Source organism: Peribacillus sp. NPDC096448 (assembly GCF_044762675.1).
Taxonomy (GTDB): domain Bacteria; phylum Bacillota; class Bacilli; order Bacillales; family DSM-1321; genus Peribacillus; species Peribacillus frigoritolerans_B.
The window spans coordinates 392,994-412,532 of sequence record NZ_JBIWEU010000002.1 but is presented as its reverse complement, the minus strand read 5'-3'; the positions used below and the strand labels follow the sequence as shown (position 1 = coordinate 412,532).

Genomic DNA, 19,539 nt, shown 5'->3' with positions numbered 1-19,539 from the left:
AATTGAATATGAAATCTAAAAGCCATCGTTCCTAAAGCATAGCTTCCTTTAGTATTTGTTCATCCTGTAACGGAAGGTGTAGAATCGCCAAATGCACTCCTTCCAAAGCAGTTGGTTACGATATATTCATTTTCCAAACCAGTACTTTGGAAGAGTGTCATTTATTCTTCATTACTTCTTTGGAAGAAGAGGATAAAGCTTTTAGAAATTGTAATCCACAATCGTTATACCTGTTTCTTCACTTACTCCCTACTTGATTTATTTTTTCTTTTTTTTCTTTTCCGTTTTCGATTTCTTTATTGTTTCCGTTTCCGCTTTCGTTTTCTTTTTCGTTTTTGTTTGCGTATTCGTTTTCTTTTTCTTTTCTGTTACCGTTTGCGTATACTTTTCCTTTTTCTTTTTCTTTTCCGTTTCCGCTTTCGTTTTCTTTTTTGGTTCCGTTTCCACTTTCGTTGTATTAACAAGAGAATATAGTCTTTGTTGCTCAATAATTTGTTTATTGACATCAAATTTTTCTTCAATTACTTTCCGTGCTTTTTCCGTATAGTCGTTCCAAATATCTGGATTTTCTAAAAAGAATTGTATGCCTTTCGCTAATTCGATATCATTTTTTTCTGGAGCTAGGTATCCTGTTCTTTGGTGTTCAATTAATTCGGGGATTCCCGCGTGTCGAGTGGAAACGACAGGTAAACCGCTAGCCATTGCTTCTTTTAAGGCATTAGGAATGCCTTCGATATCACCATTTTTAGCTGTTTGACTTGCTAGACAGAAGATATGAGCTTTTTTCAATTCGTTCGAAACCTGTTTTGAATCCATAGCTCCTTTAAGAATCACAACATCTTTAAGGTTATATTCTGTAATGGCGGATTTAATTTTTTTCTCATCTTCACCTGCTCCAATAATATGCAGTCTAGCATTTGGATATTGTGTATAAATGCGTTTAAATGCTTTTATAAGAGTAACAAATCCTTTTTTGTCTACAAGTCTACCTACAGATAGGACTCTTATTTCGCCTTCTATAGGAAGAGTGCGGTTAGAATAGGGGAAAAGATCTAATTCGATACCACCATATAATACATGCATATTTTTAGCCGGAATTCCTAACCTTCTTAATCCTTCTGCAAGATATTGGCATACAGGGTAATAGTATGCACCATGCTTATTTAATGCTGAATATCGCTTAGCATTTTTTTCGAAAATTTCCGGTCTGGCCGAACCATCTCGTCCTCTAATGCTAACAATCAAAGGAATATTATATTTTTCACATACAGGTAAAATCTCTTGTCCGTGTGATCCGTGATGAGCATGAATGGCTATGATATCTTGTTCTTCGAAGAACTTTTTTAGATCTTTAATTTTGTTTATATTATAGTAGTTTTCAAAAGGGAATTCTGAACGGTCGGTATTGTCGAATGGGCCGATTACGATTGAGCGATAGTTAGTTATTTTTACGATTTGATTATATATAAAACGTTGGTGTGTTTTAATGTTTTCACTTACAAAAAAAGCAATGGTTTTCATCCCAACTCAGTCCCTTTAACAAGAAATTCATATTTGCTCTTTTCACGTTCTGCTAAAAGTTCATGATAATTTCCTGATTTTTTCAGATTTCTTTGTTCTACAATTTGTTTCACTTGCTTGTGAAATTCATGTGGGAACATAGAATCGGCTTTATAAATGTATTTGTATGGTAGGTCTTCAGAACAAACTTTAAAGTAGTTTTCAAACAGAGGATTTAATTTGAATAGAGGATCTTTTATAGAATTTCGTTTAAGGGATGTCATGAGAAAATCTGACAAATCATACTCATTAAGAACTTCCAATGGAGTTTTCTCTCCTTTAATTACTTACAAAATTTTTAGTTAATGTTTTTTACTTGGGGTCTTTATACATTAAACTTTTGATATATTGAACAGTACTGTCATATACACTTCAAATCTACTAATATCGAATAGACATTTTCAATTTTCAGATTTCATAAAAAAAATGGTGTCTATGACAGCTAAGTTGAGGGTGGATCGTTTAATGGTTTGAAATGTTATTGAAACTTCACCTATACCATATTATATTTTTTCATTATGCAACATTGTAGTTTGACAACAAGCAGAGATTCCATCTTTTATTTTTTATCCATTAATATCCCATTTTTTAAAATTCACTACTTCTTTTTTCCTTATTTATTGTACTTTTTGTACCAATTTACAAAATGAGTTAAACCTTCTTCTATTGTTGTTGAAGGATGGAACCCCACATCAGCATGCAAATCGGCAATATCTGCATATGTCTCCTTAACATCTCCGGGTTGCATTGGTAATAATTCTATTTTTGCCTTTTTGCCAATTAGTTTCTCTAATGTGTTAATGAAATCCATTAATTTTATGGGTTTATTGTTACCGATATTATAAATTTTGTACGGGGCATAGCTTGAACTTGAATCAGGGTTAGCTCTATCCCATCCAATATTATGAACCGGTGGTTTATCAAGTAATCGGACTATTCCTTCAACAATATCATCAATATAAGTGAAGTCTCTTCTCATATCTCCATTATTAAAAACCTTTATTGTTTTTCCTTCAATTATATTTTTAGTAAAGGAATAATAAGCCATATCAGGTCTCCCCCAAGGACCATACACCGTAAAGAAACGGAGTCCTGTGGTTGGAATATTATATAAATGACTATAAGTATGAGCCATTAATTCATTAGACTTTTTAGTGGCAGCGTATAAACTTACTGGATGATCCACTGGGTCTTTGGTTGAGAAGGGGATATTAGTATTTGCGCCATATACAGAACTAGAGGATGCATAAATTAAGTGCTTGACGTTATTGTGTCGACAAACCTCTAAGATATTTACAAACCCAACCAGGTTGGAATTAACATAAGAATCCGGGTTGTCTATGCTATAACGTACTCCAGCCTGAGCTGCTAAGTTGATGACTATATCAATGGTTCTGTCTTTAAATAATTGATTTAATTTTTCTTTATTTGACAAATCCATTTTGTGGAATTCAAAATCAGGGTTTTCTTCTAATATCTTCAGTCGATTGTTTTTTAAAAAAACATCATAATAATCATTAATATTGTCTACTCCAATAACATTGTTATCTAGGGCTAACAAACGTTGTGTTAAATGGAAACCAATAAATCCTGCTGCCCCTGTTACTAAAATGTTCATAGCATTAATTCCAATCCTTTCTATTACATTAGGATTTTGACACCTTTCCGGAACACTTACTAATCATTATTTATACATTGATTCTTTCGATCCTTTACACCAACAGAACAAAATTCATTAAGGCGGATAAAAAGAGGAGCTAAACTCAAAATTTTCATTGGAGAGACATACGTTTTATTCGTAATCCACCAATGACATGAATCCTTTTCGCTTTAAGTCTCATGAGTTTTTCACTCTTATACCCGCTGTGAACTAGCACTTACGTAAGGGAGTTTAAGCTACCATCCTGGAAACCGGTGTAAACGAAATCATCACCGGTTTTGATATGTTCCTTTTTAGGCGTAAAACCTTTTTGCATTTTTTCGTGAGATTCCAGTTACATAACTATGACTATACAAGGGTATTTTCATTTTCATCTAATGGGATTGGTGTTTTTGTCCATTCAGCATACGTACCAGGATCTATCGCCTTCACTTGTTCTAAAAAGGAATCTAAAAAATTTCTTTCTCGCAGATCCTTAAATAACTCGAGAGGTCTTTTTTGTTCACGTGAAAACGAGTACACATGGTCGACTAATTTAAAACCATTCTTGGTTACAATAATATGCCGTAATGGGGCATCAATTTGTTTGAAACCTGATTTTTCCATTGTTTTTAATATATAGAGTATTCGTTTTGTTATTTCCTTGGAAAGTACAGATTGTTTTTTAAGAAACGTATTTAAATCTGGTCCTGATAGATATTCCATTAATATATAATTTGGTCCTGTTTCAAAGACTTTCGGGATAAAAGGCAAGTCTTGACTTGATAAAAGAACCATTTTTTCCTGATTTGCATGTTCAGTTTTTCCGTAAAGTTTGACGCATGTCTCTTCAGAAACTCGATAAACAGCACCTTGATGCCCTTTTCCTATGAGTGTTTGTGTTATAGCGCTATCCACTTTCACTCCATTACCTGACCCTCCTGAGAGGACTGGAATGTTTCTAAAGTCCAAACTATTTTGATTGAAATAATCCTCCCACTCATTGAAGATGTCCGGTTCAAGCTTTTTCACTTGATCTAGGAACGAGTCCTTTAAAAGGATTATTTTTAAATCTCTTAATAATTTTAATGGTACAGGATGCATCCTTTTAAAGGAATTAACATGGTCAATCACCTTCAGTTCCTCATTACCAACGACAAAAATATGGCGTAGGGGGGCATCTATCATGGTGAACTTTGCTTGTTTTAATTCCTTTAATATATAGAGAAGTTTCTTTACTATAGAATCAGGGATATACGTACAATTTCTCAGATATTCTTTTAAGGTCGGGGCATTAAAATATTCCATAACTATATAGTTTGGTCCTGTATCATATACCACAGGCATAAAGGGTAGATGTTTTCCAGCTTCGAGAGCTTCTTCCTCCATTCTCGCTTGTACAGGGTCTGAATAGATTTTTACACATCTATCTTCTGAAAGTTGAAACACTGCACCTTGAGCACCCATTCCAATCAGCGAATAGCTAGTTGGATTGTGAATTTCCAAAGCTTTTTCACCTTTGGTGACAGTAATGGTTTTAAAATCCTCCATGATCTCCTCCTAACTGCTCATCTAGGGCCTTCTGTTGTAACTTTTGAATTTTATAAAGGGCTTTTTTGACTTTTTCGGCTTTAAGAGCCTTTTTTTCTTTTTTATGATAAGCTATTTTTTCATCATTAACTTTAGCTCTCGGTTGGATTTTAGCTTTTTTTTCATTTTTATTAGATGCTACAAGTTCATCTTTAACTTTATCTTTAGTCTGCTTTTGAAGCTGCGGTAACTGTTGTAGCTGTGGAAGTTCTTGATGCCCTTGAAGCTGTTGTAGCTGTTGCATATAAATAAGGGCTTTTCTGGCTAATTCGGCTTTTTTTCTAGGCGCTGTTGTTTCGCCATCATACTTACCTTGCTGTTGAGGCTGTGGAGCCTCCTTAAGGATTTTTTTATCTATTTGGCGATGTGTTACTAAATATCGTTTACCTACTTTATAAGGGGCTACAAGTTCATCATAAAATTCAGCTTGTTGTTGAAGTTGTTGGACGAGGTTAAAGTTTTGTTCTACTTTTTGACGAGCCGCTACTGTATATGTTTCCCAAATTCCCCTGTTAGTTAGCATGAATTCAAGAGCATCTGCCAGATCATCTACATTGTTTTCTTGTACTAAAACCCCTTCTTTGTTATTTGTTATTAATTCAGGGATGCCGGCATGATTGGTCGAAATCACAGGTACCCCAATCGCCATGGCTTCTTTTAATGTATTAGGTATCCCTTCTACATCTCCATTGGCAGCTTCTAAGCTCGCGGCGCAAAATATATCTGCATTGGTCATTTGTTCTCGTACTTGATCTTTAGGGAGATGATTTAATAAACGAAATGAGTCTCCTAAATTAAGTTGATTTGCCAATGAAATGAGATATTCTTCAAGCTCTCCTCTTCCGATAATCGTCAAGGTTGCATTTGGAAATTTCCCTCTGATTTTTTGGAAAGCTTGCATTAAGATATGATGTCCTTTTTTTTCCACCAACCTGCCGATGGATAAAATGTTTTGAGTGTCCCCTTTATGTGGAGCCCGGTATTTGAATTCGTTAAGGTCAACGCCCCCATATAGCACTCTAATTTTTTCTGAAGGACAACCCCAAGCAATTAACCTATCTGCTAAATACTGACAAACTGGAAAAAAACGCTCACCTCGATCAAATAGCATTCTCATGTTATCTAAATACCCAATGGGCTGATTAGCAAGGGTTGCATCCCTGCCTCTAATACTTGTTACCAACGGAAGGTTTGTTTCCTCTTTAAAAGGAAGTAATAACATCCCTAATTGGCCATGGTGAGCATGTAATAGGGAGATATTATTTCTTTTCACATATTCTTTTGGTGAGAAAACTTCATTGAGATAATGAACCTTCTCATTTAAAAGGGAAAGATCTATCATATACTTAGGTTGTCGTACCATATGAATATAATCATAATCAGGAACTTCTCTAATCTGTGAGATATATTGGGTCGGATCAACTCTTAAATTCAAATGCATAACTGTGTGCAAGTAAATGTTCTCCTTTCATGCATAGTAAGCAAATTTCCTGGACCGTTTCAAGTATATTATGCAGGACTGTATAGGTACGCATGGACTAATAACATACAGTAAAGCTAAATGGCAGTGAGTATGCGTTTGCCTAATACAATTGGATTGAAGTAAGTGCCATGACACAAGTTCATTTGCAAACAATGATAATAAATACAACATGTTAATAGTTGATGTTGATCTAAGGTTTTTTAAATAGTCGCTAAAGATTTTTCTTCTATTTAAGAAATATAAAAAAGCACCCAAGAACTATCAAAGGTGCTCCATCGCCAGTTTAAACCTATTATACGTTTTCAAAAAATCATGTTTGATCTACTGAAGTGTTTTGAAAATATTTTTCGCTTTATGTCTTGCCAATAAAAATTGCTGGTCTACCTATTGGGTAATATTCAATTTTCTTGCACGCTCTGATTCGATTTTCTTCAAGACAATTTCTTCCATCAAAAACAAGCGGTTGACTCATTGTGTTCACCAATGTTTCCAGATCTAAATGTCTAAACTCATTCCATTCGGTAACAATAAATACAGCATCCGCTTTCACTGCCGCTTCTCGGACTGAGCTGGCAAATCTGATTGTATCCCCTAATATGTTCTTCGCATTATCTATTGCAACCGGATCATAAGCTACCACTTCTGCTCCAAGTTTGGTTAATGAACGTGCAATTTTGATTGATGGCGCTTCCCTCATGTCGTCTGTCTCTGGCTTGAAAGCGAGACCAAGCATTGCAACCTTTTTCCCTTTTAAATCCCCCAAGCGATTTTTCGCTTTCGTTACTAGGATTTCCTGCTGAAAATCATTGATTGCAACTGTTTCTTTTAACAGGGAAAACTGTACTCCATTTAACTTGGCAGTATGAAGCAACGCTTTAACATCCTTTGGAAAACAAGACCCTCCATAACCAATGCCGGGCTGTAAAAAAGCTTCTCCGATCCTTTTATCTTTTCCCATTCCCTTTGCTACATCTTTAACATCTGCACCTACTACTCCGCATAAATTGGCAACTTCATTGATAAAGCTAATCTTAGTCGCCAAAAAGGCATTAGATGCATACTTAATCATTTCCGCACTTCGAATGCTTGTTAGTATAAATGGTACATTTAACGGACGATACATTTCTTGTACTTTCTTAGCAGCTTCATCATTTTCAGAACCGATGATGATTCGATCTGCTTGCATCGTATCCATGACGGCTGACCCTTGTCTTAAAAATTCTGGATTTGAAACCATATTAAAATTGACACTTTCGTTACAATGTTCTTCAATAATGCTTTTAATATAATCATTCGTACCAACAGGCACGGTACTCTTTATAACGACTACTGAACTCTGTACCAGGTTCGCAGCAATATCCTTCGCGGCTTGCACAATATAAGATAAATCTGCTCCCCCGTCCTCCATTTGCGGTGTTCCTACGGCAATGATGATAATCTCGGCACCATTTAGCGCTTCTCGATGAGATGTAGTAAATAGCAGTCTACCCGCTGCAGCATTTTGAGTAAGCAAATTCTCCAGACCCGGTTCATATATTGGAGAAATCCCTTTACGTAGACTTTTAATTTTCTGTTCATCTGTATCGATACAAATGACGTTATGACCTATTTCTGACAAACAGACACCAGTGGACAGCCCGACATAACCTGTACCCAAAACAGCTATTTTCATATTATTCAGGCTCTCTCTTTATAATTTGAAGGTCTTCTTTCTTATTTACATCCCTTAAATAGGAAAGTACCTCGTCTCTTATATCATCCCTGCGCAAAGCAAAGTCTATTGTTGCCTTAATGAATCCAACTTTATCACCAATATCATATCGGTTTCCCTCAAAGTTATATGCTAATACGGCCTGCTGCTTATTTAGCTCATTTATGGCATCAGTAAGTTGTAATTCATTGCCATGTCCAACCGGAAGCTTTGATAGTGTGTCAAAAATCTCAGGTCTTAAAACATAACGCCCCATTATCGCATATCTGGAAGGAGCCTCTTCCCTTTTCGGTTTTTCCACCAAAGAATCGATATGAAAAAGGTTTGGCTCAATCATTGTCCCTTTTGGCTTAATAATTCCATATTTACTGACATCCTTTTCTGGAACATTCTGAACAGCTACGACGGAACTGTTGCAATACTCAAAAACACTGATGATTTGTTTCAGACAAGGTGTTTTAGACATAACGATGTCATCCCCTAACAAAACGGCAAAAGGTTCATTTCCAATGAAGCTTTTAGCACAGAGTATTGCATGTCCTAGCCCCATCGGTTCCTTTTGGCGGACATAATAGATATTTGCCAAACTAGATATTTTCTGAACTTCCTCTAAAATATCGAGCTGATTTTTTCTTAAAAGTGCATCTTCCAACTCATAGGATTTATCAAAATGATCCTCTATTGATCTTTTACCTCTACCGATTATGATAATTATTTCCTCTATACCTGAAGCTACTGCTTCTTCAACAATATATTGAATCGTTGGTTTATCAACAATCGGCAGCATTTCCTTAGCCTGAGCTTTAGTTGCAGGCAAAAATCGGGTCCCTAGACCTGCGGCCGGAATAATGGCCTTTCGGATTTTCATAAGCTGCCTCCCTTTTGTCATTCATTAATCCTTTATATGCAATAGGACAACTTCCGGTCTAGTTAGTAGCCCAATTAGTCCTTTTTTATTTAAGGGACCAGTAGGCTATACATGTGAGAATCCCACTCTGGCCGCGGCCGGGCGTCGCAACTTGTAGGTTAGTCCAAATTAAAAACTCCATTACACTTTTTATGTAATGGAGTTACCTTGGTTTTGCTGTAATGGTCGATATACGGTTCGGATAAACCACTGTGGAGCTTTTTTGCGATTCAGTAGACTAAACGATTTCCTTTTTTCTTTCTATGAAAAACTCCAGCTGTCAGAAATGAGAGCAACAATTTCTTAGATTTATATAATGGGTATCGCAGGTCCAGTTTTTAGTGACTAATCCTTTCCGCTCCCCTTTAGATCATAATATATGATGGTCTGTATTCATGCTTTTGAGGGGGGGATTCTTCAAATAAAAAGGGGAGGTTTTTTAAGAGCTACGATCTATGTTGAATGGATATAGTTTATAGAATATGATTAACTACCCCTAAAGCAACAATTCTTATCATCCTTGTAGAGGGTAATGCAACACTATTACTTTCTCCGTACATGAAGAGCAAAACTTGGCATATTGGATACAATTCTAATGAATCATTCCGTTAGCAACCATCGGCTAGTTCCCATGGGAGCCATCGACGCAAAGGTTTCGATTTCTGCAGGAACACGCCTACACCCACTACTTCGATATCTTTGAAGTTGGTTTCTTTACCTTTTGAAGAGTCTTAAATAATTTAGAATGCACATTTTACGGATAGGAATGGCAAATACTGTGATAACGACCTTCAATGGGAATTTTCAAATAAAGAAGAAGAGGCTTTAACAGCCTCTTCTTTATTTAGTCTCATCTTCATTTTTATTACCACTACTGCTATTAGCTATAAACATCGCAATTTGCGCCTTTTTTTCTACATCTAAATCAAGGGAATCGATTATGCTAAAAGGCGATTTTAATAAGAGGGGTTGTGGTTGTGAAATCTTCGTTATTTCTTGTAAGATTTTATTTGAAGTTTGATCTTGTTGTTTAATTAACTGATTCTGAAGTTGAATCTGAAGTTCCTTCTGTTGTTCTTCTTGGATTTGGAGTTGGACTTGAATGTTTTCTAGTGGTTGTGAACGCTTCGATATTTCGTGTAAGACTTTATCTAAATGCTCATCTTGTTGTTTAGATAATTTATCCTGAAGTTGAACCTGAAGTTCCTTCTGTTGATTTTCTTGGAGTTGGAGTTGGTCTTGAATGTTTTCCAGTGGTTGTGAAATCTTCGTTATTTCTTGTAAGATTTTATTTAAAGTATCATTTTGTTGTTTAATTAACTGATTCTGAAGTTGAACCTGAAGCTCCTTCTGTTGTTTTTCTTGGAGTTGGAGTTGGACTTGAATATTTTCCAATATATGGCTATATTTCTTCTTATTGTCTTCCCTGTGATTATCTGTTTGATCATATTTACCCATTAGGTTCCCACCCTTTTCACTATTTATTGGTTATGGAGGCACACTTGAATTACATATTGTGTAGTTGGAAAAATCGTCTTCTCAATTGACATTGCATTCACCTTTTATGTTTCTAGTAAATCGCTTTCGTTGCAGAATCAGTATAAGGACAATCGGAGATAGTTATTTCACCATTTCCTAGTGTTGTTGTTGACATGAATGTGCTGCCGTTGCCGTTCCGATTATAATTACAGCAATGGCCTTGATTTTTTATTGTATTGTCCACATTGGTAGAAAACGTAGGAGTAGCACCTAACATACCAGGGTTTCGGTAAGTTCCTTGACTCGTCATTTTCAAAATGCTACTCGGACAACAGGAAGGTTAAGCTGGTTGCCGTGAAAGTTAAAGCAAGGACAACAACTGATTCACCGTAATCAATGAAGTTATTAGTTGGTTTCTCCTTAAAACACTTGAAGCTTTCTGACATAAGCATTGATGCTGGGAGCGAGGTCTGATTCTTCAAGAGTAATGGAAGCCCAAAGAATGGTCCAGTCTAAGCAGTCTTAATCGAAATGGTTGGTGTCCAATTTAGGGATGTTTGAAAGTGATTCACCTCTTTTTAGTTAGGAAACCATACATGAGGTTTCCGATTTTCTTATTTGCATAGACAGAGATCTTTATAGATAAACAACTATCACCATTCTTTCTATAGTTATTCAACAAGCCTTTGAATGACTGAGCGTTTGTCATGTGTAGACGTTAAACTTATACCATCTTCCAAAAAAAAATCAAAAAAACCACTTTATTATGGAAAATCGTTATCTGGTTGTAAAAATGATTTTACGAATATTGTAATTTGTACTTATAACCGCCGAACATGCACTTTTGCGAATGGGAGTTATGATGCTTTTCCGCCCATTTCGCAATTTTTATAGTCTGGGAGAATTCCAAACTAAAAAGTCGAACCCCTTACGTTAAGGGTTCGACTTTCCTCTTTTAAGTTTCCCTGCTTGTACAGCATCATTGGTTTTGTAGGAATCATCATGCATTTTTTGCGATACTGGGCCGCTTTAATTCTTTGAAGCACCCAATTTCGCATATTCTCATTTATATCGCATTGAAGTCGATGTTTTTCTGCCATTCTTCATACGATTCAGGATCGATTTTCTTTGCTTGTTTCAGGAATGTATCCAATAACCCCAATTTCTTTAGATCACGAAACATCTTTGGATTATATGGATCATTCATTGTGAGGCCATCTGAATGATCGATGGCTTTCAGCACATTTCCCTTTGTTACAACAAAATGTCCGATTGAGGTCTTGATTCTAATAAATCCAACTCTCTTTAGTTCCTTTCGAATCATTATGATTTGTTCTGTAAACGATTCGGGAATATCTTGCTTTCCTTTCAAATAATCTTTTAGATTGGGACCTTTTAAATATTCCATAATTACATAGTTTGGTCCGACTTCATATAACCTCGGAACAATATGGGTTTCCTTCGCTGCTTCAAGTGCTTTCCCCTCTTTTGTTGCTGCATTGGGATTGACATAAATTTTTACGCAAATATCTTCATCAAGCTGAAAAACTGCACCTTGACTTCCTGCCCCAATTAGTTTTAATGTGGTCGGATTATGAATAAGAAGTTCCTTTTTACCGTTCTTTTCTATTCTCTCAACCTTTATTAATTTAAAATCATTCATCTAATCTACCACCTCTTTTCTACTTTTGGACAACCATAATATCTATAATATGAAATCATCGATTAGTTGCTTTAGGTTAATAACACTTTTTCACAAAATTAAGTCATACCTTCTTTTCCTGGCTTCTTAAGTACGAGATATTAGCAATTGATCCATTATTCTCTTAAGGAATGCTTTTCCCAGCGTTTATTCAGTGTCTTATGCTCATGCACATACAATTAAGAACTTTACAAAAAACAAACAAATATATGTACTTGTCCGTTTCGAATCTTTTCTATTTTGCATTTACTATAAAAGAGCATTAACCAGTAACGAAATGATCAGAAGGAGACTTGAGATGGGATACATTGAAGATTTACGTGCTCTCGTTGGAACTAGAGCTTTGATACTTACTGGAGTCACCGTTTTGGTTATCGATCAGAACAGCCGTTTTCTGATGGTACAATCCGAAAAAATGTGGAAATTGCCAGGCGGCTTCATCGAATTAGGAGAATCTGCGGAAGAAGCCTGCAGACGTGAAATTTTGGAGGAAACAGGAATTAACATCGGCAACCTCCAATTAATTGGTGTTTTTTCAGGGAAGGACTATTTTACGGAGCTGCCTAATGGTGATCAATACTTTCCAGTCAACATTGCTTACGTTACCGAAGAAATACTCAGCGGAGATTTAAAACCTGATGATATAGAAATACAAAAAGTACAATTTTTTAAATGGTCCGCTTTTCCGAAAGATCTATCTGAACGAGATCGACAAATATTTCAAAGTTTTATCGAAAATTTGATTTTAGAGAGAAGAAAGGGATTGAAATAGTGAAGACAATCGCTTTTTACATTAGGGAACCTATAAAAATAAATCAAGGATTTATGTACAATCAGATCATTATGTTGGATCAATATCGTCCTATTGTTATAGGACCTTACCCGAATTGTAACAATGTTCAATTTCAGTTTGAACATTATTATAATTTGAACGAAATTCAAGACCTTGGAGCCTTCTTTAAGGAGCAAAATGTCGTCGTGATTCACGCTCATCAAGGGAAACATTCCATCGATATTTTACCAACAGCAATAGAGTATGATATTCCTTTGGTTGTACATTTTCGAGGACGTGATTCTTCCACGCAAACATATAAGAGATTTCGCAAAAATGTCCTACGATATCAAAATTTGGTAAAACATGGGGCTGCTTGTTTTTCAGTTTGCCATTTTCTTGCAGATGAATTAAAAAAATTAGGATTTAAAGAAGATAAAATACATGTACTGTATGGGGGGCTGGATTTAGATTTATACCCATTTGTCCAACGTACCCTACCTAAGGAAGGAGAAATCCGAATCTTGTCCGTAGCCAGACTTGTCGAGAAAAAAGGATTTCTTACGCTTTTGAAGGCTTTTCAACGGATTCATCAGGAATACCCAAGAACGACACTGCACATCATTGGGACAGGTGAAGATGAAGAGAAGATAAGAGTTTTCATTGATGAAAACCACTTAAACGAACATGTTTTTCTTAGGGGGCCAATGGATTCTAACCAAATTTCCAAGGAATTAAGTGATTCCCATCTCTTTTGCCTTGCCAGTGAAACGGGCGAAGATGGCGATGTAGAAGGGATACCCAATGCATTAAAAGAAGCCATGGCAAGCGGTTTACCAGTCATCTCCACCTTTCACGGAGGGATCCCGGAATTGATTGAGCATAAAAAAACAGGATACCTAGTTCCTGAGAAAGATGATTTAAAATTGGCTCAAGGTATAAAATATTTCCTTAGTCATCCAAGAGTATGGAAGAGATATACCAGAAGTGCAAGACAGGTAATTGATGAAAATTTTGATTTGAATAAACAAATCATCGAACAACAAAGGCTATACAGCTTAATAGAAAAAAACAACGAAGTTAATTGATATGGAAACAATGGTTCAGTCCAAAATTCCAGTTGAGTTCGTAAAAAAAATTAATTGGTGGAACGCTACATGACATTATTTTTGCGACGGTAAAAAGTATGTAGTGAAATGAACTAGTAATTGAGTATGTGAGCAGTATATTAGCAATGTTCCTTCCCTTCCCTTTTGTCCCCTTCGGACTAGTATATACCCAAGACGCAATCATAAGTATATTCCTAACAAATTTAGTTCAGGATGCCAATCTATGTGTTTATTTATAGAAAACAGTATTGTACTAGATGAAATATTTAAAGCTTTTGCATCAAAGACGTAAGAAAAACACAATATGCTTGCCGATTGGTGGTATTCGATCTTTAGGTGAATAAAATCGATTAAACCATAAACATTTTCCTTCTAATTCAGCTTAGTAAAGGCGGCTTTTTTTATCCTAACATTTTTTCCTAGTGGACTCAGTGGTCTGCAAAAACGCTTTCTCAGAAACTGAATCCTTTATCAACAAACGTACCCATGGGGGCCTTCTCCATGCTCAATGAACATCATTTGGATAAAAATCTTATCCCTTCCAGAACGAATTAACTATGAAGTTACCCAATCCATCCCTGTAGAGTGGGGAGTCTCGAAGGAGGAAAGTGAAGCACAGTACAAATTCCTTTTAGAACAGAAATAGTCATTTATCGAACCTTATAACCAATTTCATCAATCAATGCAGAAGCAATATGGTTAATAAAAAAGCTAAGGTAAAAATGAAAAAGAGCTAGACAAATATTTTTAAAGGAGACAAAGTGATATGACAAAATATCCAGTTCGATATGTACAAACATTAAGGGGGGGAACTGCACATGTCATTCTTTTCAGCGATGGTAAAGAATATGTCGTGAAGTGGTTCGATACTAAGAAAGGAAGAGAAAAGGAAGTGGTCAATGAATACCTTATCGGCAAATTGGCAGAGCTCCTTTCCCTTCCCGTTATCCCATTTGATCTTGTATATATACCGGAAGAATTCATTAAGAAAACTCCTGAATTACAATCCACTAAACACAACTATAGTTCTGGATACCAATATGGCTGTGTTTTTATTAAAAACAGTACAGTTTTCGAGAATGTTAGAGAAAATCCTCCCACTAAGACGGATGTTAAAAACCGAGATATGCTTGCCGGTATAACGGTATTCGACCAATGGGTGAATAACTCTGACCGTGGTACGATGAATGTCATTTTGGAAAATCTCAGTGATGGCGGCTATTATGTCCATATGATTGATCATGGCAGAGTTTTTCCAGGACGCTACCAATGGTCTGCTCAAACGCTAAGTGAAACACCGGTTTATAACTACCATTGGCCTTTTTATAAATGGGCCTTCTCTCTTCTCGATGATCACAAAGAGCTTACATCGTTTATAGAAAAAATAGTGAAATTGCCGAACAAATCGATCTATCAAGTGATCGAATCCATCCCTAAAGAGTGGAAAGTGAAAACAAAGGATAGAGAAGCTCTCTACAAGTTTCTTTTAGAACAGAAAAATAAATTGCCTGATATCGTTGAACGTATCATCCAGCATCATAGCAATCCAAAATAACGCTAGTTTCTTCCACAGAAAAAAGTAACTCCTTATTTGCTTTAAAGGAGTTACTTTTTTTATTTATAAATCTTTCCATTCCATATAGGATTCGGGATCCATTTCTTTTAACTCTTCCAAAAACAATGGTAATAGACCCAACTTTTTTAAGCCTTTGAATATCAACTCTGGCCTGTTTCGAATCCTTGTATAGGAGCTATAATGATCTATTACTTTTAATTCCTCTCCCTTAGTTACAATAATGTGGCGCAAATCGGCATCCAATCTGGTAAACTTTAAACGCTTCATTTCTTTTAGCACAAAAAGAATTTGCCTCATCAATTTTTCGGATAGGATCCCTCCAGATTCTAAATATTGAAATAAAGTTGGCCCTTCAAGATATTCCATAATAATATAGTTATGCCCCACCTCATAAAGCCGTGGAATAGTGGGAGACTCCTGTGCAATTTTTAATACATTTCCCTCTTTAGCCGCATATTCTGGTTTTGCACAAATTTTCACACATTTGTCTGAAGAAATTTTAAAAACGGCCCCTTGCGCCCCCTTTCCAATCAGCGAAAACGACGTTGGATTTTTTATTACATTTACTTTTTTAATTCCTTCAGTAACACAGATCGATTTAAAGTCCTCCACTTTACATCACTCCTTTACATACCCTATCGTACTATTACTTTTTATCCTTTGTTTCTTTATCTCTAAGATTCTTGAACAGCTCCGTACTGCTGATAATTGGTGACGAACCTCTGCCCCTTTATCATTGTGACACATTCTGAAAGTAAACGTCTTCCATTAATGATTTATAGGGTTGAAAGAATAGCTTAATAAAAACAGTTTTTGTAAAAGCCCTTCTATAATAAAAGGGGATTTTAGTGAAAATACAAATCTATACAAAGAGACTGGTTCATAGTGTGTGCTTACTATATTTTATGTAAAAAATAAAAGTTTGCTATAGTCAAGCGCCAGTTCATCCAGTAATTTTTACTGGTCGACCTCATGATACGAAGCATTGTTAGCGGGTAGCGGAAATAAGAAACAGTTATATAACAATGTTCATGGTATAATCAAAATAGGAAAACGCTTACAGAGATAATTTAAACTAATGGTTCAGAAAATTCATTCTTTTGGGAGTCGATGAAAGTTGACAGTGGATAATAAAATAAGTAAAGAACAAACTATTTTTAATCATAATGGAAATAAAATCAAAACGGAAGACAGAGAAATTAATGTAATTGCTAGACTAGAAGAACCTCTAATTGTAGTTTTAGGAAACGTTTTGAGTGACGAAGAATGTGACGGACTTATTGAATTGTCAAAAGACAAAATGCATCGTTCCAAAATTGGAGTTACGCACGAAGTAAATGAATTAAGAACAAGCAGCAGCATGTTTTTTCAAGAAAATGAATATGACATCATTACCAAAATTGAAAAAAGGATATCAACAATCATGAATATACCCATTGAACATGGAGAAGGTATTCAAATTCTTAAATACACTCCAGGACAAGAGTATAAAGCTCATTTTGATTTTTTTACATCTTCAAGTATAGCAGCAAAAAATAATAGAATTAGCACAATCATCTTGTACTTAAATGATGTGGAGCATGGTGGGGAAACCTTTTTTCCGAAAGTGAATTTTTCAGTGTCACCGTGTAAGGGAATGGCTGTGTACTTCGAATATTTCTACAACGATAATAACCTAAACGAACTAACTTTACATGGTGGAGCGCCAGTTATCACTGGTGAAAAATGGGTTGCAACACAATGGATGAGGAGACAAAAAAATCTCTTATAATGTGTAAACGATAGACTTTATAAGCCTCAATATTAGGTGCCAAATAAACTATGGCACCTATTGTTCATTTGGAATCTGTTTTATTTAAAATGTCCACACGAAAAAGTCAAAATAAGAATGTTCCCTTGAAGTCCAAAATTTCCGGGAGGTCTTTACCTTAAACAATCAATTCGTTTCAAAATATACTATTGCCCTAGAATTTTTAAGTTTGATAAAAAAATACTTTGTTTGTATTTAATCACTATTCATTTACCTTTGATGCTCTTTCTAAAATCATCGTAATCAGTCTTTATGTAATGAAAAACCTTTGCGTTGCCATTATGGTCTGGATGAGTTATTTTTAATAACCCTTTATATTCAGCCAACACTTCTTTATTGCTCGCCATTTTAGAAAGCCCTAACTTTTTACTATAATCATTTGATTGAGCAGCGGAGTCCATATTGTAATTGTTTCTGATGTTTTCTTTTAATTTTATCAATTCATTACGTAATTCAATATTTTCTTTCAATAAATCCTTAGTTTCATTTTGCAATTCACTTTTCTCATTCTTTAGTATGGCAACTTCCTTTTTGAACATATCCCTTTGCTGAATCAATATTCTTTTTGCAGTCTCATGAAGTTCTTCGATTCCTTCTATATGCTTATCTTGAGCTTGTATTTTCAATTTTAATCGGTGTATGATTTCGTCCTTGTTTTTATCTATAAAATCATTTATTGCCAGCTTTGAAGCTGTTTCATCGCTTATGTATACAGTGCTCCTCTTTCCGTTGCCCGCATTTTTAATCTTACCTTCTTGAAGCCAGCGCCTTACAGTCTGTATGCTATTACTTTCTGTTATTCCTGCATCTTTTAACATTTCAAATGCTTGGTCTGTGTCATCCATTAGGTATCCGGTTTTTCTATTCACGCTTCCTCCCTCATATTTAATCTTACCTTCACGAAGCCAGCGTCTAACAGTTTGTATGCTGCTGCTTTCTGATACTCCTGCATCCTTTAACAGGTCGAAAGCTTGATCTGTGTTCACGTTGTTCCCCTTCCCCCTTATTACGCAATGAAATGCCACTTCGAATGATTAGCCTATTAAAAGGAATATTTTTTTATACACTATACGGCTAATATGACTGCCAATGTTTTAAATAATAGCATAGCCATATTCTAAACAAAGAACAAACAGATGAAGAATATATGACGAATATCACAGAGAGATAACGATAAGATATCAAAGTTAAAGTGTGGAACCAGAAAAAATTATCGGTAACTATGTAATCATGATATCCATGGTGGAGTTGGTTATTAGGAGCAATATAAATACTTTCAAATGGAATCCATGGTCAAGGGACAGTGTGAAGAATACGCAGAAAGGGGTATTTGGAACTTTTCTGAATGCCCTATTACATAGACGTCAAATCACCTTACATACTATGCTACCGTGTGGAGTGAACTTTGGCAGCATAGTAAATGCGATGAGATATCATATATACTAATATTAAAAATCCCAATCTCTCAGTGATATAAATGAGAAATTGGGTTTTATTTATTCAACAAAATACAGTTGCAACTAAAAGTAACCAAGGTAGCAGCTGTTATTATTTAACTAGGGAAAATTATTGTTGACCCTCTGTATAAACTTGAAAGGTTACACCGAATTTGTCTGTTACAATCCCATAAGCGGGGCTGAAAAAAGCTTCCTGCAGCGGCATTTTCACTTCTCCGCCTTGAGACAAAGTTTCAAAGATTCGTTTTGATTTTTCAATATCGTTTATTGAAATACAGATCGTAACTTGATCTCCAGACTGACTGGTTTGACCTGGAAACGTATCGGAAAACATGAGGTCCGTTTCCCCAACCTTTAACATTGCGTGTGCCACAAGACCCTTTGCTTCTTCTGGCAGAGGAAATTCAGGGTTTTCTGGCATTTCCCCAAAAGTTTGATTAAAAAGGACTTTTGCATCCAATGCTTCTTCGTAAAATTGGATCGCTTCCTTCGCATTTCCGTTCATCATTAAATATGGAGATAATCGCATGGTCATAATTAAATAACTCCTTTTGCTTTGTTTTTTTTCTTAGCTCGGGAAATTTCCAAGCTTCCTTATGAGCTGACAATGGCAATAATCACTATACCATTATTACCCATGATTGTATTCTATAACACAGAACACGTGTTCGTCAATGAAAATCTACTGAAAACTTCAAATTTTTTTGTTAACGTTGAATTGAAATTTCCAAGGTGGTTTGTTTG

General features: G+C 35.5%; 16 protein-coding genes. 4 read left to right on the top strand and 12 right to left on the bottom strand.

Annotation, left to right across the window (positions count from 1 at the left end):
- Nucleotides 1–258: 258 nt before the first annotated feature.
- From ACIQ0C_RS05825 to ACIQ0C_RS05785, 9 genes are all read right to left on the bottom strand, one after another.
- Complete coding sequence (locus tag ACIQ0C_RS05825; protein WP_403057923.1) at nt 259–1,521, bottom strand: glycosyltransferase; 1,263 nt, start codon at nt 1,519–1,521, stop codon at nt 259–261.
- Nucleotides 1,518–1,823 (bottom strand): hypothetical protein, encoded by a 306-nt coding sequence (locus ACIQ0C_RS05820; RefSeq protein ID WP_403057920.1) that lies wholly within the window; start codon nt 1,821–1,823, stop codon nt 1,518–1,520. Before ACIQ0C_RS05820 ends, ACIQ0C_RS05825 begins: the two co-directional genes overlap by 4 nt.
- A 350-nt stretch (nt 1,824–2,173) precedes the next feature.
- Nucleotides 2,174–3,178, bottom strand: coding sequence for an NAD-dependent epimerase (locus tag ACIQ0C_RS05815; protein WP_403057917.1), 1,005 nt, complete (start codon nt 3,176–3,178; stop codon nt 2,174–2,176).
- A gap of 390 nt (nt 3,179–3,568) precedes the next feature.
- Nucleotides 3,569–4,750 (bottom strand): hypothetical protein, encoded by a 1,182-nt coding sequence (locus ACIQ0C_RS05810; RefSeq protein ID WP_403057914.1) that lies wholly within the window; start codon nt 4,748–4,750, stop codon nt 3,569–3,571.
- Nucleotides 4,737–6,242 carry a glycosyltransferase gene (locus tag ACIQ0C_RS05805; protein ID WP_403057911.1) on the bottom strand — a complete coding sequence of 502 codons (1,506 nt, stop codon included), beginning with the start codon at nt 6,240–6,242 and terminating at the stop codon, nt 4,737–4,739. The genes ACIQ0C_RS05810 and ACIQ0C_RS05805 overlap by 14 nt, the downstream gene beginning before the upstream one ends.
- Nucleotides 6,243–6,624: 382 nt before the next feature.
- Nucleotides 6,625–7,944: a UDP-glucose dehydrogenase family protein gene (locus ACIQ0C_RS05800; protein ID WP_403057908.1), complete on the bottom strand. Its 1,320-nt coding sequence runs from the start codon at nt 7,942–7,944 to the stop codon at nt 6,625–6,627.
- Nucleotide 7,945: 1 nt separating this feature from the next.
- Complete coding sequence (gene galU, locus ACIQ0C_RS05795) at nt 7,946–8,851, bottom strand: UTP--glucose-1-phosphate uridylyltransferase GalU (RefSeq protein WP_402837262.1); 906 nt, start codon at nt 8,849–8,851, stop codon at nt 7,946–7,948.
- Between the two features lie 879 nt (nt 8,852–9,730).
- Entirely contained in the window at nt 9,731–10,348 is a 618-nt protein-coding gene (locus ACIQ0C_RS05790) for a hypothetical protein (protein WP_403057905.1), read from the bottom strand.
- A gap of 1,087 nt (nt 10,349–11,435) precedes the next feature.
- On the bottom strand, nt 11,436–12,032 hold the full coding sequence (locus ACIQ0C_RS05785; RefSeq protein WP_402837266.1) for a serine/threonine protein kinase: 597 nt from the start codon (nt 12,030–12,032) through the stop codon (nt 11,436–11,438).
- 337 nt (nt 12,033–12,369) lie between these two features.
- Here ACIQ0C_RS05785 and ACIQ0C_RS05780 point away from each other — a divergent pair, with 337 nt between their 5' ends.
- From ACIQ0C_RS05780 to ACIQ0C_RS05770, 3 genes are all read left to right on the top strand, one after another.
- Complete coding sequence (locus tag ACIQ0C_RS05780) at nt 12,370–12,843, top strand: NUDIX hydrolase (protein ID WP_403057902.1); 474 nt, start codon at nt 12,370–12,372, stop codon at nt 12,841–12,843.
- Nucleotides 12,843–13,931 carry a glycosyltransferase gene (locus ACIQ0C_RS05775; RefSeq protein ID WP_403057899.1) on the top strand — a complete coding sequence of 363 codons (1,089 nt, stop codon included), beginning with the start codon at nt 12,843–12,845 and terminating at the stop codon, nt 13,929–13,931. Before ACIQ0C_RS05780 ends, ACIQ0C_RS05775 begins: the two co-directional genes overlap by 1 nt.
- Before the next feature lie 787 nt (nt 13,932–14,718).
- Nucleotides 14,719–15,507: a HipA family kinase gene (locus ACIQ0C_RS05770; protein WP_403057896.1), complete on the top strand. Its 789-nt coding sequence runs from the start codon at nt 14,719–14,721 to the stop codon at nt 15,505–15,507.
- Nucleotides 15,508–15,570: 63 nt separating this feature from the next.
- On the opposite strand, the gene ACIQ0C_RS05765 is transcribed toward ACIQ0C_RS05770, so the two are convergent.
- On the bottom strand, nt 15,571–16,140 hold the full coding sequence (locus tag ACIQ0C_RS05765) for a kinase (RefSeq protein ID WP_403057893.1): 570 nt from the start codon (nt 16,138–16,140) through the stop codon (nt 15,571–15,573).
- A 505-nt stretch (nt 16,141–16,645) separates the two neighbouring features.
- Here ACIQ0C_RS05765 and ACIQ0C_RS05760 point away from each other — a divergent pair.
- Nucleotides 16,646–17,299: a 2OG-Fe(II) oxygenase gene (locus tag ACIQ0C_RS05760; RefSeq protein WP_403057890.1), complete on the top strand. Its 654-nt coding sequence runs from the start codon at nt 16,646–16,648 to the stop codon at nt 17,297–17,299.
- Between the two features lie 245 nt (nt 17,300–17,544).
- Here the strand turns inward: ACIQ0C_RS05760 and ACIQ0C_RS05755 are convergent, their stop codons facing one another.
- Together ACIQ0C_RS05755 and ACIQ0C_RS05750 are read right to left on the bottom strand one after the other, a co-directional pair.
- Nucleotides 17,545–18,207 carry a hypothetical protein gene (locus ACIQ0C_RS05755; RefSeq protein WP_403057888.1) on the bottom strand — a complete coding sequence of 221 codons (663 nt, stop codon included), beginning with the start codon at nt 18,205–18,207 and terminating at the stop codon, nt 17,545–17,547.
- A 697-nt stretch (nt 18,208–18,904) separates the two neighbouring features.
- A complete protein-coding gene (locus ACIQ0C_RS05750; protein WP_403057885.1) occupies nt 18,905–19,330 on the bottom strand; it encodes a VOC family protein in 426 nt (141 codons plus the stop codon).
- Nucleotides 19,331–19,539 lie beyond the last annotated feature (209 nt).